This window comes from Marinovum algicola (assembly GCF_900109145.1).
GTDB classification, from domain to species: domain Bacteria; phylum Pseudomonadota; class Alphaproteobacteria; order Rhodobacterales; family Rhodobacteraceae; genus Marinovum; species Marinovum algicola.
This window is the reverse complement of record NZ_FNYY01000024.1, coordinates 52,561-68,378: the sequence shown is the minus strand read 5'-3', so window position 1 is coordinate 68,378 and position 15,818 is coordinate 52,561. Positions and strand designations below refer to the sequence as shown.

Annotated in this window: 15 protein-coding genes; 1 reads left to right on the top strand and 14 read right to left on the bottom strand. The window is 63.9% G+C overall.

Annotation, left to right across the window (positions count from 1 at the left end; all coding sequences use genetic code 11):
* Nucleotides 1-235 precede the first annotated feature (235 nt).
* From BMW90_RS22450 to BMW90_RS22425, 6 genes are all read right to left on the bottom strand, one after another.
* On the bottom strand, nucleotides 236-1,540 hold the full coding sequence (locus BMW90_RS22450) for a TRAP transporter large permease (RefSeq protein ID WP_074839480.1): 1,305 nt from the start codon (nucleotides 1,538-1,540) through the stop codon (nucleotides 236-238).
* Nucleotides 1,540-2,076 (bottom strand): TRAP transporter small permease, encoded by a 537-nt coding sequence (locus tag BMW90_RS22445; RefSeq protein ID WP_074839477.1) that lies wholly within the window; start codon nucleotides 2,074-2,076, stop codon nucleotides 1,540-1,542. Before BMW90_RS22445 ends, BMW90_RS22450 begins: the two co-directional genes overlap by 1 nt.
* Before the next feature lie 3 nt (nucleotides 2,077-2,079).
* The gene (locus tag BMW90_RS22440; RefSeq protein ID WP_074839473.1) at nucleotides 2,080-3,063 is read right to left on the bottom strand and encodes a TRAP transporter substrate-binding protein; all 984 of its coding nucleotides are present in this window, start codon (nucleotides 3,061-3,063) and stop codon (nucleotides 2,080-2,082) included.
* 76 nt (nucleotides 3,064-3,139) lie between these two features.
* Nucleotides 3,140-4,315: a 4-hydroxybenzoate 3-monooxygenase gene (locus tag BMW90_RS22435; protein WP_074839469.1), complete on the bottom strand. Its 1,176-nt coding sequence runs from the start codon at nucleotides 4,313-4,315 to the stop codon at nucleotides 3,140-3,142.
* Between the two features lies 1 nt (nucleotide 4,316).
* On the bottom strand, nucleotides 4,317-5,498 hold the full coding sequence (locus tag BMW90_RS22430) for an OsmC family protein (RefSeq protein WP_074839465.1): 1,182 nt from the start codon (nucleotides 5,496-5,498) through the stop codon (nucleotides 4,317-4,319).
* Between the two features lie 10 nt (nucleotides 5,499-5,508).
* A complete protein-coding gene (locus BMW90_RS22425) occupies nucleotides 5,509-6,726 on the bottom strand; it encodes an OsmC family protein (RefSeq protein WP_074839462.1) in 1,218 nt (405 codons plus the stop codon).
* 207 nt (nucleotides 6,727-6,933) lie between these two features.
* On the opposite strand from BMW90_RS22425, the gene BMW90_RS22420 reads away from it, so the two are divergent.
* Nucleotides 6,934-7,668, top strand: a complete 735-nt coding sequence (locus BMW90_RS22420) for a GntR family transcriptional regulator (protein WP_048534770.1) — start codon at nucleotides 6,934-6,936, stop codon at nucleotides 7,666-7,668.
* A 179-nt stretch (nucleotides 7,669-7,847) separates the two neighbouring features.
* On the opposite strand, the gene BMW90_RS22415 is transcribed toward BMW90_RS22420, so the two are convergent.
* The 8 genes from BMW90_RS22415 to BMW90_RS22380 all read right to left on the bottom strand — a co-directional run bounded on the left by BMW90_RS22415 (nucleotide 7,848) and on the right by BMW90_RS22380 (nucleotide 15,814).
* The gene (locus tag BMW90_RS22415) at nucleotides 7,848-8,639 is read right to left on the bottom strand and encodes an SDR family NAD(P)-dependent oxidoreductase (RefSeq protein WP_074839459.1); all 792 of its coding nucleotides are present in this window, start codon (nucleotides 8,637-8,639) and stop codon (nucleotides 7,848-7,850) included.
* Nucleotides 8,640-8,642: 3 nt separating this feature from the next.
* Nucleotides 8,643-9,629: a fumarylacetoacetate hydrolase family protein gene (locus BMW90_RS22410; RefSeq protein WP_074839457.1), complete on the bottom strand. Its 987-nt coding sequence runs from the start codon at nucleotides 9,627-9,629 to the stop codon at nucleotides 8,643-8,645.
* Entirely contained in the window at nucleotides 9,626-10,597 is a 972-nt protein-coding gene (locus BMW90_RS22405) for a 3-hydroxyacyl-CoA dehydrogenase family protein (RefSeq protein WP_074839454.1), read from the bottom strand. Before BMW90_RS22405 ends, BMW90_RS22410 begins: the two co-directional genes overlap by 4 nt.
* Nucleotides 10,598-10,601: 4 nt before the next feature.
* Complete coding sequence (locus BMW90_RS22400) at nucleotides 10,602-10,937, bottom strand: cupin domain-containing protein (RefSeq protein WP_211569010.1); 336 nt, start codon at nucleotides 10,935-10,937, stop codon at nucleotides 10,602-10,604.
* A 12-nt stretch (nucleotides 10,938-10,949) separates the two neighbouring features.
* Nucleotides 10,950-11,480, bottom strand: coding sequence for a tripartite tricarboxylate transporter TctB family protein (locus BMW90_RS22395; RefSeq protein WP_074839451.1), 531 nt, complete (start codon nucleotides 11,478-11,480; stop codon nucleotides 10,950-10,952).
* Nucleotides 11,473-12,999 carry a tripartite tricarboxylate transporter permease gene (locus BMW90_RS22390; protein ID WP_048534778.1) on the bottom strand — a complete coding sequence of 509 codons (1,527 nt, stop codon included), beginning with the start codon at nucleotides 12,997-12,999 and terminating at the stop codon, nucleotides 11,473-11,475. The genes BMW90_RS22395 and BMW90_RS22390 overlap by 8 nt, the downstream gene beginning before the upstream one ends.
* Nucleotides 13,000-13,064: 65 nt before the next feature.
* Complete coding sequence (locus BMW90_RS22385) at nucleotides 13,065-14,093, bottom strand: type 2 periplasmic-binding domain-containing protein (protein ID WP_074839450.1); 1,029 nt, start codon at nucleotides 14,091-14,093, stop codon at nucleotides 13,065-13,067.
* Nucleotides 14,094-14,203: 110 nt separating this feature from the next.
* On the bottom strand, nucleotides 14,204-15,814 hold the full coding sequence (locus tag BMW90_RS22380; protein WP_074839447.1) for a sulfatase family protein: 1,611 nt from the start codon (nucleotides 15,812-15,814) through the stop codon (nucleotides 14,204-14,206).
* Between the last annotated feature and the right edge of the window lie 4 nt (nucleotides 15,815-15,818).

Sequence of the window (15,818 nt, the reverse complement as noted above, 5' to 3'; positions counted from 1 at the left end):
GGCGATTTGCGACCGCCTGAACGGCACGCCCAGAAAGTGCCTCGGATGGCGAACCCCGACCGAGGCATTCCGGGAAGAGATGAAGAAGCTGAGATTGCGGAAACTGTCGCAACGAGCCTTGAGACAACAAGCGCAAGGCGCTCTACAACCCGCTCGCCAGTGCCTGAACAGCCGAAAGCTCTCGAACGCCAAGGCCGCCGGGCGGCGCCCCGCCCGACGCGCAGCATGCCGCCCGTCAGCCAAACATCCGGTTCGGCAGGTAGAGCGCGATGTCGGGGATCAGCAGGATCAGCAGCACCGCCAGGAACATCGCCAGCCAGAACGGCCAGATGCCCCGAAAGATGGTGTTGAGCGAGACCGTCGGCGCGATGCCCTTGACGACAAAGACGTTCACCCCCACCGGCGGCGAGATCAGTGCCATTTCCAGCACGATCACCATCAGCACGCCAAACCAGATCAGATCGACGCCCAGCGATTCCAGCAAGGGCTGCACCAGCGGCACCGCCAGCACCAGGATCGCGAACCCCTCCATGAAGGTGCCCAGCACGATAAAGCCCAGCAGGATCGCAATCACCACCTGCGCCGCGCCAAAGCCCTGCGCCTCGACCCATTGGGTCATCGCATAGGTGACGCCGGTAAAGCCCACGAAGGTCTTGAAGACGAAGGCGCCGAACAGGATGAAGAACACCATGCCGGTAGATTTCAGCGTGCTGGTGGTCACCTCTCTCAGGCTCGCCCAGGTGATCGAGCCGCGCAGGAAACAGACGACCAGCGCCAGGAAGGCGCCGATGCCCGCCGCCTCGACGGCAGAAAATACCCCAGTGTAGATGCCGCCGATGGTCAGCACGATAATGCCGATGATCCAGAGCGCCCGGCCCAGCGCCGCCAGCCGCTGCGACAGGCTCTCGGCCCCCCGCGAGGTCGGGGCCTTGTTCGGGTTCAGCGTCACCACGGCATAGATCGCGAGGATGAACAGCGTGGTCAGCAAAAGCCCCGGCAGTACCCCGGCCATGAACAGCCGGCCGATCGATTCCTCGGTCAGGATGGCATAGATCACGAAGCCCGCGGACGGCGGGATCAGGATGCCCAGCGTGCCGCCGGCGGCAATCGATCCGGTGGCCAGCCCGTCGTGGTAACGATAGCGCTGCATCTCGGGCAGGCTCACCTTGCCCATGGTCAGCGCCGCCGCCAGCGACGAGCCCGACAGCGCCGAGAACCCGGCGCAGCCGACGATGGTGGCCGAGGCCAGCCCGCCCTTGAGATGGCCGATCCAGCTGTGCGCGGCGTCATAGAGATCGCGGCTCATGCCCGAGATCCCGGCCAGATTGCCCATCAGGATAAAGAGCGGCAGGATGGTCAGCGAATAATTCGACGCCTCGCCAAAGATCTCGCCGGCCACCACCGGCAGGCTGGCGGCGGGCCGGATCATCCAGATCCCCACCGCGCCGACCAGCAGCATCGCGGCGCCGACGGACATGCGCAGGAACAGCAGGATCAGCAGCGCGGCAAATCCCAGAATGGCAAGTGTGGTGGTGTCCATCAGAGGTCAACCTCGCTGGGGTCCGCGCCCGACCAATGTTTCAGGCCGACGATCAATTGGTAGAGCACAAAGCCCGTCATCAGGGCAAGCGCCGCCGAGAGCAGATAGTAAAAGGGCGTGTGCACGATATTGAGGTTCTGCGTCACCGCCCCGCAGGGCAGCCCGCAGCCGCCCTTGACCGCCAGCGCCCAGGCCGCAAAGCCGCAGATCAGCACGCTGAGCGCACGCACGATCAGATCGGTGACCCGTTTGACCCCGCGCCCGGCAAAGGCCGAGATGATGTCGACGCTGATATGCACCCGATGCACAGCGCCATAGGCCACCCCGGCGGCCACGACGACAACCAGCGACATCGACGACAGATCGCCGATGCCAAAGATCGGGTCGCGCAGCGCATAGCGCCAGAACACCGAGATCACCGTGATCAACATCAGCGCGAACAGCCCGATTCCGCCCAAGATGGCAAAGAGGTTCGCGAGCCTGTGAAACCACCGGCCAGCCGGGCCGGTGGTCTCCTGGGTCTTGACGCCGCTCATGGCCTACTCGCCCTTGAACAGGCGTTCGAGGTCGGCCCCGGTCAGTCCCTGGCCAAGATCGCTCGCCAGCCAGTCGTCCATCGCCGGCTGGATTGCCGCGTCCCAGCGGGCGCGTTCCTCGTCGGAAAGCTCGATGATCTCGACGCCGTTCTCCCGCGCGATCTCGATGCCCCGGTCGGCCATGTCGCGATAGGCCTGACCGCCCTGCATCGACAGCCACTTGCCCGAGGCCTCGTCGACCCAGCCCTTTTCCTCCTCCGACAGCGCATTGTAGACACCCTTGTTCATCAACAGGACAAAGGCGCTGCCCGCGCCGGGAATGTTGGTGGTCATGTAATTGGCCGGCTCGTGCATCTTGAACGACATGGTGGCCGAGGGGTCGATGGCGACGCCATCCACCACGCCATTGGCCAGGTTCTGGTTGATCACCGACACCGGCTGCGACACCGACGAGGCCCCCAGCGCCTCGGTAAAGGGAATGTCCTGGGCCGAGGTCACGCGCACGATCAGCCCCTCCATGTCCTCGAGCCTGCGCACCGGTTTGTCCTTGGTGTAAAGCACCTGCGGATCATTCGCCCAGAGCGCCAGAAGCTTGGCATCGAATTCCTGTTCGATCGGCTCGATGGCGCGCCACATCGCCTCGGTGCAGGCGACCGCATCGTCGCACATGCCCGGCGTGGTGATCGCCGTGGTCACCGGGAACAGCTGCGCGGTATAGCCCGGCAAGTGAAAGGCCACATCGGCGATGCCGTCCAGCAGGATGGAATATTGCTTCGGCGGCGAGGAATTCAGCGCCCCGCCGGGGAACTGCGAGACCGTCAGCTTGCCGCCCGACACCTCAGCCAGCTTTTCGGAAAAGGGTGTGAACACCGCCTTGTTCATCGGGTGATTGGGGCCCATGAAATAGGACAGCGCCAGCTCCTTGGCGGCCACCATGGGCGCGGCCAGAATGCAGGCCGCGGTTGCGAGTGCCGTAAATTTGTTCATGTTTTCCTCCCTTGAACAAGTCTTCTTGTGCCCCCCCTGCGCAGTCTCCTCCCTGCGCCAGAGGGGAACCCGCCGCTCACGCCTCGAACGGCAGGCCGATGTATTCGTAAGCCAGCGCATGCTGCGCCGCCTCGGACATCAAAAGCAGGTCATAGTCGTTTTCGCGGATCTTCTGCGCAAAGGCATCTTCCCCCGGAAACACGTGCAACAGCTTGGTCAGCCGCCACGAGATATTCTCGGCCGACCAGACCCGGCGCAGCGCGGTGTCGGAATAGCGCTCGATCAGCGCGCCCTGCCCGTCCTTGAAGAACGCCACCAGCGCCCGTTGCAGGTAATGGACATCAGAAAACGCCAGGTTCAGCCCCTTGGCCCCGGTCGGCGGCACGATATGCGCCGCATCCCCGGCCAGGAACAGGCTGCCATGCCGCATCGGCTCGGAGACGAAGCTGCGCAGCGGCGCCATGGATTTCTCGATTGTCGGCCCGGTCCGGATCTTGGCCGCGACATCCGCCGGAAACCGGTGCAGCAGGGTGTCCCAGAACCGCTCGTCGCTCCAATCCTCGGGGGTGTCGGTGATCGGCGCCTGCACGTAGTACCGCGACAGCATCGGGTTGCGCTGCGCCGCCATCGCCATGCCCTCGCTGTGATAGGCATAGATGAAATCGTCGAGCGGCGGTTGCTCCACCATGACGCCCATCCAGCCAAAGGGATACTCGCGCAGATATTCGCTCCGGGAACGCTCGGGGATCGCCTTGCGCGACGGCCCGTGAAACCCGTCGCAGCCGGCGATAAACCGGCACTCCACCCGATGGCGCACCCCGTCCTTTTCATAGGTCACATGCGGGCTGTCGCTCTCGATCTCATGCAGCGCCACATTCCTGGCCTCGCAGATCACCGCCCCGCCGTCGCGGTCGCGCGCGGCATACAGGTCTTCGGTGATATAGGTCTGGCCATAGGCCATCATCTGCTTGCCGGTCCATTTCTTGACGTCGATGAAGAACTCGGGCCGGTTTTCCCAGAGGATCCGCGTGCCGTCCTTGGGCTTGCCGATCTGGTCCATCCGCTCGGAAAGACCGTAATCGCGCAGCATCTGCACGGTGTTGGCCTCCAGCACCCCGGCGCGGATCCGGCTCAGAACATAGTCTTTCGACTGCCGTTCCAGCACCACGTTGTCGATGCCGTTGGCATCAAGGATATGGCTGAGCATGAGCCCCGCCGGACCGCCGCCGATGATGCAGACCTGGGTCTTCATCTCACACCCTCCGCACGCGCAGCTTGGTTTTCAGATCGGTGCGGCAGAAGGCATGCAGGAAACAGGTCTGTTCCGAGATATCCAGCATCTCCTGCGCGGTCTCCTCGCTCTCGCCGGTCTGAAGATAGACATGCGTCTCGATCGGATCGGCCTCACCTGCCCTGCCCGTGCCGCCCGAAGCACCGCCCAGCGAAAAATGCGTGTCCTGCACGATGCGGTAATCCGGCAGATCCAGTTTCAGCATCGACACGAACCGCCCGAACTGCGTCATGAAGCAGAAGCCGATGCCGGCCGAGATCAGCGTATTGGCATCCGGCGCCCGGCCGTCCTCGGAACTGAGAAAGCGGAACGAGGTGCCGTAAGGCGAATACTGCATCTGCTGGATCTCCTTGATCCCGTCCTCGCGCAGCACCGCCACCGCCCCGATGTTCAGCCGCCGGTCCTGTTCGTCGGCCAGCGACGAGCCGCCCGAAGCGGTGCCCAGCACAACCGCTTTCTTCGGCGTTGCGCCCACCGGCTCCATCAGCGTCAGACCCGAGGCCTCCGGCACCGAAGTATCGAAATGCTGCCCCGGATCGGGAAACAGCGGCGCGTCCAGCTCCGCCGCCTTGGCCGTCGCCAGCTCCTTGCCGTTGCGGCCCAGCTTGAACAGGCTCTCCAACTGGCCGCGCATCAGCCCGTTGAGCGGCGAGGCATAGGTGCCATCCAGCAGGAACTGATGCAGCGCCGCATCGTCCAGATCGCAATCGATCTCGACCTGAAGCTCGATGTTCTCGGCCCCGCCCACCATGGTGCGTTTCGGCATCGAGCCTTTCATCGTGTAGTAATTGTCCTGAATGAGCTTGAGTTTGCGGATCTCGACACCGCGGATGTCCGCCAGCGCCGTGATCTCGTTCATGAAACTCGCCACCATGCCGGTCGACAGAAAGGCCAGCGGGCACGGCGCGGCATCATGCCCGTTCAAATAGGGGCCTTCGTCGGAGACCAGCCGCCACGTGTCGCCGGTCCTGGCCGACCGCACCAGCGCCTCTTTCTGAAATCCCGAGAGCGACCGCACCCAGGTGCGCAGCGCGTCGCCCTTGCGGTTCTCCGGCGCGTCAGTCGACACCTCGTCGGCATTGGCCAGCTTGAAAAACGGCACAAGCCCGCTGTCGGCGATCAGGTTCTTGCCAATCCTTGCCATGTCGCGCCCCCTATGCTGCGGCAGTCGAAGCCGGTTTTGTCACCGTCTTCAGCTTGGTTTTCAGGTCGGTGCGGCAGAATGCATGCAGGAAACAGGTCTGTTCGCTCAGATCGAGCATCTCCTGCGCCACCGCGTCGCTTTCCTCGGTGGTCAGATAGACATGGGTTTCCACCGGATCGGCCTCGCCTGCCCTGCCCGTGCCGCCAGAGGCGCCGCCAAGGCTGAAATGCGTGTCCTGAAGGATCTGATACTGCGGCAGATCGAGCCCCAGCATCGGCACCAGCCGGCCGAACTGCGTCATGAAGCAAAAGCCGATGCCGGCCGAGATATAGCTGGCCGCATCCGGCGCCCTGCCCCTGCCGCCATCCACCTCGGCCTCTTCCGAGAGAAACAGCCATTCCTTGCCATGCGGCGAATAAAGCTGCTGGCGGATTTCCTTCATCCCGTCGGCGCGCAGAACGGCGGTGGCGGCGATGTTCAGCCGGCGGTCCTGATGTTCCGACAGCGACGAAGCCGCCTTTTCGGTGCCCCCTTGCACCGGCTTCTTCTCGGTGAGGCCGAGAGGTGCCAGCAGCGTCTCGCCCCCCGCCGTCATCTCTGCCCGCGCGCCGGCGTCGCTGGGATCGGGCAGCAGCGGCGCCGCCAGCTTCGCCACCTTCTTCGGCGCCAGCTCCACGCCGTTTTTCGACAGCGCGAACAGGCTGTCATGCTCGCCCCGCATCAGCCCGTTCAACGGCGAGGCATGCACCGCGTTCATCAGGAACTGCGTCAGCGCGCCGCCCGACAGGTCGCAATCGATCTCGACCTGCAATTCCACCGGTTCGGCGCCGCCCACCATCGTGCGCTTCTGCATCGAGCCGGTCATGGTGTAGTAATTGTCCAGCGTCAGCTTCAGGTGCCGGATCTCGATGCCGTCCCGCCGCGCCAGCGCGGTGATCTCGTTCATGTAGGATGCGATCATGCCGACGGTCAGAAACGACAGCGGCGGCGGCGCGGCGTCATGCCCGTTCAGGTACTTGCCCTCGTCCGACACCATCCGCCAGGTCCTGGCCGAGCGGCGCGAGGACACCAGCGCCTCTTTCTGGAAGCCCGACAGCGAGGTGACCAGCGTGCGCAAGGCATCGCCACGGCGGATTTCCGGCGTGCCGGGACCGAGGCTGTCGTAATTCCCGATCTCGTGGATCAGGGGCAACCCGCTTTCGGCGATCCTGTTGGTTCCAAGTGGCATCGTCGTCCTCCATTTGCCCGAAAGGGAGCGATGGCCGCAGCCCTGCCGTGGCACATTTTGTATCCAAAAATCTCGGATACCCTCCCGATTTATAGATTCGTACCATAAACGTATCCGTATTTCAAGAACGGATGCATATTTGACCAAATGGCCGGCAAGCTGCTATGACGAGGCAAGAAATGTATTCAAAGAGGGCCGAAATCGCATATGGGCACCGCAGTCGAAACCGCTGTCTCCGAGCTTCGGGCGATGATCGTGAATGGCGAGCTGCCGGTCTCCGACCGGGTGACGGAAAGCAGCGCGGCCAGCCTCCTCGGCCTCTCGCGCACCCCGGTCCGGGCCGCGCTGGCCCAGCTCGAGACCGAGGGGCTGCTGGTCAAGCTGGAGGGGCGCGGCTACAAGATCCGGCCCTTCAGCCTCGAAGATCTGGAAAAGGCCTCCGAGGTGCGCGCCGCGCTCGAGGCGCTGGCCGCCGGACGCCTCGCCAGCCTTGGCCCGTCGCAAGAGACCGTGGCGGCGATTGAAAGCTCGATTGCCATGACCGAGGGGATTGTCAGCCGCAGCGCCGTCACCCGGCGCGAGGTGGCGATCTATCAGGAGGCCAACGAGCTGTTTCACACCACCATCGTCGATGCCTGCGACAATGATTTCGTCCGCCTCGGGCTGGAAAAGATCGCCAATATCCCGATTGTCGCCCCCGGCGCCTTTACCGAGGTCGAGGGCATGGCGCAGGCCGAAATGCTGCGGATCACGGTCGGGCATACCCAGCACGTCATCATCTGGGATGCGATCCGCGCCGGCGATGCGGTACGCGCCGAACACATGATGCGCGAACACGCCGGCGCGCCGGTGCGCTACGCCCGGCTGTTCATCGGCGAGGGCTATTACAAGAAGCTGCTGTCAAGTGGCATCGTCGAACGCGGCTCGGCCGGCCCCGGCTGAGCGCTCATCCGGCCCAGAGCGCCGAAACCGGCGGCAACAATTACGACAACCTCATATCGCCCCGCACGCTCCGCGGCCTTCGTTCCTTGGGACGACGCTGCGCACGAAAGGGCAGCTTGACGCAAGACGCTCGGGCCAAGGCAGGCCAAACCAAAGCAACCCGGCAATGCCCCGCGCCTTCAATTGGCCGAAAATCCCCCATCGACGTTGATCGTCTCGCCAGTGATCAGACCGGATGCAGGGGAGGCGAGAAAGATCAGCACGCCGGCGAAATCGTCCGGCTCGGCCAGGCGGCCCAGCGGAATGCGAGACAAGACGCCCTTGCGGGCCTCGTTGGCGCGCTCGTTATCCTCGAAGAGCCAGGCCGTGAGTTCCGAGCGGAACACCGTCGGCGCAATGGCGTTAACGCGGATGTCGTGCTGGCCCCATTCGGTGGCCAACGACTTGGTAATCATGTCGACGGCGGCTTTGGAAGGGCCATAGGCGCTGGTGCCCGCGGGCGTGGCAAACCGCGCCCGGACCGAGGACACCGGGATGATCGCCCCGCCCCGCCCTCGGTCGATCATCGCCTTGCCCGCGGCACGGCACAGCAGCCAGGTCTGGCGCACGTTGGCATCCATCACCTTGTCCCAGGTCTCCAGGTCCATCTCGATGGCCGGTTTGACGGCGGCCGTCCCCGACGCGGGCACGAGAATATCCAGCCCCCTGCCCTCGGCACAGGCGGCGGCAACCATGGCGTCACAGGCGGCCTCATCCGAGGGGCGGCCTTCCACCATGGTCACACCTGCGCCCCCAGCCTTGAGTTCCTCCGCGATCTCGGAGAGCTTTTCGGCATTGCCCCCAGCAATCGTCACATGCGCCCCGGCACCCGCCAAGGCACGCGCCGCGGCGGCGCCCAGGGCGCCGGTCGCGCCGCTGATTAGGGCGGATTTGTCGGATAAATCAAACAGTTTGGCGATACTCGGGTTCATTCCCTAGCCTTTCTTTTCTGCAATACGGTTGCGCAGGATGCCGATGCCCTCGACTTCCAGTTCCACGACATCGCCGGGCTTGATCCAGCGCTCCATCTCGTCGCCGCAGCCATTGGCGACGGTGCCCGAGCCGATGAAATCGCCGGGATAAAGCGTCTCGTGACGCGAGATATAGGCGATGATGCGGGCGAAGCTGTGGTACATGTCGGTGGAGTTCGACCGCGACCATTCCTCGCCATTGATACGGGCCATCATCTCCAGATTTCCGGCGTCCAGCTCGTCCGGCGTGACCAGGCACGGGCCCATGATGTTGCCGCGGTCCATATCCTTGCCCTTGGCCGGGCCAAGGAACATCTGCACCTCGCCGGGAATGACATCGCGGGCGGAAATGTCATTGAAGATGGTGTAGCCGCCGATATGGGCAGGCGCCTCCTCTTCGCTGATGTTCACGCCCTCCTTGCCAATGTAGATGCCGAACTCCAGCTCGTAGTCCAGCTTCTCGGTATAGTCGGGCCAGGGCACTTCTTCCTCGGGGCCGATCACCGACATCGGGTTGCCCTTGTAATAGATCGGCGCCTCGTACCAGCGCGGCGGGGTCTTCTTGCCTGTACGGCGCTCGAAGTTGATCATGTGACCTTCGAAGGACAGCGTATCGCGGATCGAGTTCGGGCGCGGCACCGGGGCCAGCAAGCGCACGGCGTCTTCGGCGTAGAGCAGTTGCGCGCCATCCGGGCCGGTGCGGGTGCCTTCGGCGACGAAATCCAACGCCTCATCGGCGGCCCGGCGGCTGAGCGCGCCACCGGCCAGAAAGCCAATCATTTCAGGGGGCAGCAACGCGTCGGCAATCTCGAATGGCCGGCCGGTGTCACCGCTTGCAGCCAGTTGCGCGGCACAGGCAAGGTTCAGGTCGACGATGCCCGCGTCGGTCAGGGCGCCGATGCGTTCGACGCGCCCCACAGGCGATGCGATTTCGAAAGTGACAAGTTTCACGAGTTGTCCCCTGTGCTCGGGTTGTTGCTGCGATAGACCGCCAGTTGGCGCATCAGCTTGCGGTCGCGTTCGGCATAGATGTCTTCCGTGGTACGGCCCGCATAATCGTACCAGCCCTTGCCGGATTTCACGCCCAGCTCACCACGTTCAACCTTTTCGCCAAGGTCGGGTGACGCCTTGTCGGCATTGCTCAACCCCTTGAAAACGTTATTTGACACGCGCCATGAGGTATCCAGTCCGATGAAATCCTCGGCCTCCATCGGACCAAGGCAGGCCAGCCGGAATCCGAAGCTCGCGCGGACGGCGGCATCCAGGTCTTCCGGCGTCACCACCCCGTTGTCGAGCAGAAAGTCCACCTCGCGTTCCAATGCGCCGGTCAGCCGGTTGATGATGAAGCCCGGCACCTCCTTGCGGACCCGCACCGGCACCTTGCCGGCGCGTTCCATCACCGCGATCACCGCGTCGATGGCGGCGGGGTCGGTGGCTTCCCCATGATGTACCTCGACCGCGGGGATCAGGTGGGCGGGGTTGAAATAATGCAGGCCGACGACACGTTCGGGCGTCGCCATCTCGCCGGTCATCTGGCTGACGGTAAAGCTGGAGGTGTTCGAGCCGATCAGCACGTCACGAGGCAGACCATCGAGCGCGGCAAAGACCTCTTTCTTGATCTCCAGCACCTCCGGCACGGTTTCGACCACAAGCTGCGCCCCCTCGGTCGCATCGGCGAAATCGTCGAAGAAATACACCGACACACGGCCCAGCACGGCCTCGGGATCGGCGATCAACCCTTCCTCCTGCGCCAGCCGCAAACTGGACGCCATTTGCGCCTTACCGCGCTGCAACTGCTCGGGCGAGCGGTCCACGGCGCGCACGGCGAACCCGGCCTCGGCGAAGTTCTGCACGATGCCCAGCCCCATGGTGCCGAAGCCGATGACCGTGACGGTGGTAATCCGGGATGCGTCGTACATGGCGTCAGTTCGGCGAGATGACGAGCATCTGAACGGCGTGGTTGGTGGCGTTGACGATCGACCGTTCGGTATTGGGCGGGATGTAGCAGCTGTCGTACTTGCCGATCACGGTGTCGCCTTCGGCGGTGGTCACAGTGATCTCCCCCTCCAGCACGACATAGACCTTGCCGGTGGGCGCGGCGGCCTTGTCGGCCCCGCCACCGGGCAGGAAGGTGGAAAAGCCCACCCAGTAATCCTCGAGGCCGGTCACCCCCTGCCCCTGCAACCGCATGGCCGTCATTCCGAAATGGCCCTTGGCGTCATAGGCCTTGGCGTCGTCAAATCGTGTCACGTCTATCATGGTCATTCTTCCTTACAGTCCGAGCGCGTCGGTGAAATAGCCGGTGGGCAGGTTGATCGACATCGACTTGCCGAAGACGAAATGGATCGCGAGCCAGAAGGCGATGCCTGACAACACGGCGACGATCCTGTTTTCCTTGTTGAGCCAGAGGGCGATTGTCACGAACACCGGAACGGCGAGCTTCGGACCAAAGGCCATGGTGCCCGCGATGAGGCAGACGAAGACCACCAGCGCCCGCAGAATGCCCGCGCGGAACTCGACAAGAAAGGGCGGGCCGGTGTCGCCGAATTCTTCCTCCGGATCGTATTCCGCGTCCCAGCGCGCCGGGTTGCGCAACTTTCCCACGCCATAGACGGTGCCGATGATCAGGATGCTGATGGTGATGAACCAAGGGAAAAACGTGGCCCGCTGCGGCAACGGTTGCAGCATCCAGATGAAGACCACCGCAATCACCATGATCGTCACGGCAATGATCCAGTCGGCCTTTCTGCCAAAGCCGATGGCGGCACGGCGTTCGGGGGAGAGATCGTCAGGATCAGTCATTGGCCTTGGCCTCTCTGCCATACCGGTCGAGCAGCAGGCGGCGGATCGGTTTGGAGAACAGCATGAACAGGATCATCATTTCGAGGATCAGCACGATGGGCCGTTCGTAAAGCCAGGTCAGGCCATAGCGGTCCCATGCGGCAAAGAAGTAGGGTTCTGCGATGCCGCCCAGGATCAGGCCCATGACCATTGGCACGCGGGGCCAGTCCATGTGCTTGAAGATGTAGCCCGCCATGCCGGCGGCGGCGAAGAAGCCGATATCGCCCAGCGACAGGTTGGAGAAGGACGCCCCCATGACCATCGCGGCCAGGATGAAGGGCACCAGAAGCGTTGCGCGCACGAAGCAGAGCCGCACCAGGTAGCGCTGGAAGACAAGGCAGAGCACGGCGGCGATGATATTGGCGACGGTCACGACATTGACCATCATGAAGGTCTCGTCGAGCTTGTAGGTCAGCATGTCCCGGCCCGGGCGCACACCGAGGACGACAAAGATGCCCAGCAGCACCGCCATCGGTGGATTGCCCGGCACGCCGAAAGCGACGGTGGGGATGATCGCGCCGGGCAGGTGCGCGGCGGTGCCGGTTTCAGGCGCGATGATACCCCGCACGTTGCCCTTGCCGTATTCATGCTCGGGGTTCTTGTCGCCGGATACGGCTGAGGCATAGCACATCCACTCTGCCACGTTGCCGCCGAGGCCGGGTATGAAACCGGTGACAACCCCGATGACCGAACAGCGGAACACCAGCCACCAGTTGCGGACGCAGTCCATCATGCCGTCCCAGAGACCCGCGATCTTCTCGACAGGCTTGGATTCTGCGATGGACCGGTTGCGGGCGGCAAGATCGATGATCTCGGGCACCCCGAACAGGCCCAGCAGGATCGGGATGATCGGCAGACCCTCCCAAAGATATAGGAACGGGCCGATGAAACGCGGATCGCCGGTGCCCGGCGCCTGCCCGACAGTCGACAGGATCAGCCCCAGCCCCGCCATCATCAGCCCACGCGACTGGCTGCGGCCAGACAGCGAAGCCGCCATGACGAGGCCCAGCACCACCATCATGAAGAACTCGGGCGAGGAGAAGCTGTTTACCAGCGCGCGCAGGAGCGGCAGGAACAGAATAAATATCACGGTCGCCACCAGCGTGCCGAAGATCGATCCGAAATAGGAGGCCGAGAGCGCCCGGCCCGCCTCGCCCCGCTTCGACATCGGGTATCCGTCAAGCGAGGTCGCCAGCGCCGCCGCCGTGCCCGGCACGCCGAGCAGGACAGCGGGGATCGAGTCGGTCTGGACGGTCACGGCATAGACCCCGAGCAGCATGGCAATCGCGGCCAGCGGATCGCCCATCTGCAACGCGAAGGGGATCAGCAGGATATGCGCCACCAGCCCGCCAAGGCCGGGGATCAGCCCGACGACCATGCCCGCCACGATGCCGATCATCATCGCGCCAAAGACATTGGGGGTAAAGACGATGCCCATACCCGATGCGAATGCGTTGAAAATAACGGTGAGTTCTTCCATGTCCGCCCCAAGCGCGTCCTGCCTGCCGGCGCCGCGTGGCGCCCGGCAGGCCAGTTTCCGTCAGTTCAGTTGGCGTTGACCGCGATGATCCGGTCGACGATGTCGCGGGCGGCCGGGCCGTCCGTCCATTCCGCCGGCAGACCATATTGTTTTTCGTGCAGCGCCAGGAACTCCGGGTCGCTCGCCGCCGCCGCGAAACCGGCTGACAGCGTGTCAACGAAATCGGCCGGGGTGCCCGCGGGCGCCCAGACCTGGTTCGAGACATTCGAGGTCAGCGATTGCAGGGTCATCTGGTCCCATGCCGGGGTTCCGGGTGCGTCCGCGTTCACTTTCAGCACCGCTTCATGCCCTGTGGGAATGTCGAGCGCGCCCGAGCGCACCACCTCGCCCGCTTCGGTAAAGCCGTACTGGATCATCGGCACGGCACCGTCCTGGGAAAGATCGGGACCGAAGCGCAGCCATTCGATCGCCGACATCGGCATCGCGTCCACCTCGCCGGTGCGGAACGCCTGAAGCGTGTCGGGGAAGCGCTGGTACGAGGTGATGAACCGGGCTTCGACCCCGGCCAGCTCGACAAATGCCTCGTAATAGGGCGTGGCGTCGCTTTCCATGCCAAGGATCAGTTCGTCCTCCATCGCCAGCAGGTCGTCGATGTTCTCGATCCCGTCCTTCTTGACCACCAAGAGCCGCGTCAGTTTCTGCGCGCCGACGATCTGCATCTCGGACAGGTCGAACTTGGCGCTGCTGTCGCCCGCCGCCGCCTTGTTGACCGCCAGGCCGTTCATCGTGCCGATGTTCAACCCGTCCGGCTCGACCGCGTTGGCGGTATAGTTGGCCGAGATCATCGACCCCGCGCCGGGCTTGTTGATCACGTTGATCTCGGGGGTGCCGGGCAGGTGTTTCGTCACGAAAGGCATCAGCGACCGGTACCACACGTCAGGCGGCGAGCCCGGCCCACCGAAGCTGACGAAATTGATGGTCTTGCCGGCGTAATCCGCAGCCTGCGCGTGGCCTGTCACAGCGAGCGTCGCGGCCAGAGTCATGGCGGCAGCGCCTGCCATCATCTTGCGGCGGGAAATCGTGCATTCTGTCATGGTTTTCCTCCCAGAAATGTTGTCTCAGACTCGTCGATATCGGCGGATTTCGCCAATGCCGAGTTCACTAACTGTCATAACTCTTGATTATGACACTGACGAATTCCAACTCAGGCCACATGCGTCGCATACGGCGCGGTATCGCCAAGCCGAATGGCTTCGCGCAGCATAGATTCCGTCATTTCTCTCTTTTTTATAACGTGTTCGACGTCACTCCACAGATTGCGCATTTCGTGCGGGTCGGTATTGCGGTCAAAAAGCTGGCCGCCGTCCATTCCCTGCCATAATGTCAAACGCCAGTTGTCTTCGATGTAGCTGCGGGTGCGCAACCCGTGCTCATGGCCCAGGTGCGCGCCCAGTTCGTCCTCTTCGATCAGGATGCCCCGGCGCGGGTTTTCCGCCTTGCCGTCGAGCACATCCAGAAGCGGCACGCCTTGGTTGCCGTTGAAAGACGCAAGCCCGGCTCGCGCAAGGATCATCGCGCCGATATCGATCGAACTGCCTGGCAGGTCAGTTCGCTTGCCGCCAATTCGGGCTGGATCGGCCCAGATGAAGGGCACGCGCAGCACACCCTCGTAATGCAACCCGTGTTTCAGCATCAGCCCATGGTCTCCCATGAAATCGCCGTGATCCGAGGTAAAGATCACCACCGTATTCTCCGTGAGCCCGCACGCCTCGAGATGCGCCAGAAGCCCGGCAATGGCATCGTCGATGCAACTGATCATGCCGTAGGTCAGCGCGAGGATCTGGCGGACCTCGTCTGCGCTTGCACAGAAGGGTAGCGGGCCGAGCCTGTCGCCCGTGCCTTGGACTTGTTCTCTGCGCAGCCGCTTCAGCATCTCGGGTTCGTTCTCCTCGCGGGCGGCGAAGGATGGCGGCAGCGGCATGTCGGCGGGGTCGTACATGTCCCAGTAGCGCCCCGGCGGCGTAAAGGGGTGGTGCGGGTCGGTGAAGGAACAATGCAGGAAAAACGGATCGTCGGGGCGCTCGTTCAGGTGCCTGTCGATGAAGTCGCGCGACTGCCCGGCGATATAGGCGGTGGGATATAGCTCCTCCGGCACCGCCGTGCGCCAGGCCTGTGGCGCGGTCACATCCGAGGTCAGGGCGTTCGCGGGCCCGCGCAGGGCATCACCGTTGCCCCCGGCCCGATCGTTCAGCCAGCCGGTATAATGGCCCTGCACGTGATCGGCATGGCCATTGGCGAAGCGAACGTGATCGAAGCCATAATAGGGCAGGTCCGGCCCCTCCCGCCCCGGATCGGCATGCCAGAGCGGCATCAGCTCGGCCTCGTATTCCGGCCCGGTGCGGCGCGTGCGGCTGGCATCGGACAGGGCCTCGGGCGGCGGGGCGCCCGAGGCGCCGGCGGGAAAGATGTCGGCCTCGTCCAGCGGATGCCCGGTGATGTTCTGCGCATGGCACTTGCCCACCATCGCGGTGTGATAGCCCCCTGCCCGCAGCACATCCACATAGGTCACCGCATCCAGCGCCAGCGGAATGCCGTTGTGCCTTGTGCCGTTCACCGAGGGCATCCGCCCGGTTAGGATGGCGATCCGGTTGGGCATGCAGATCGGGCAAGCCACGTAGAACCGGTCGAACACCGTGCCGCGCGTCGCCAGCCCGTCGATGGTCGGCGTCTTGACCACCGGGTTGCGGTAGCATCCCAGGTGGTCCGCGCGCTGCTGATCCGTCGAGATCAGAAGGATATTCGGCCGGTCCGACATCGAC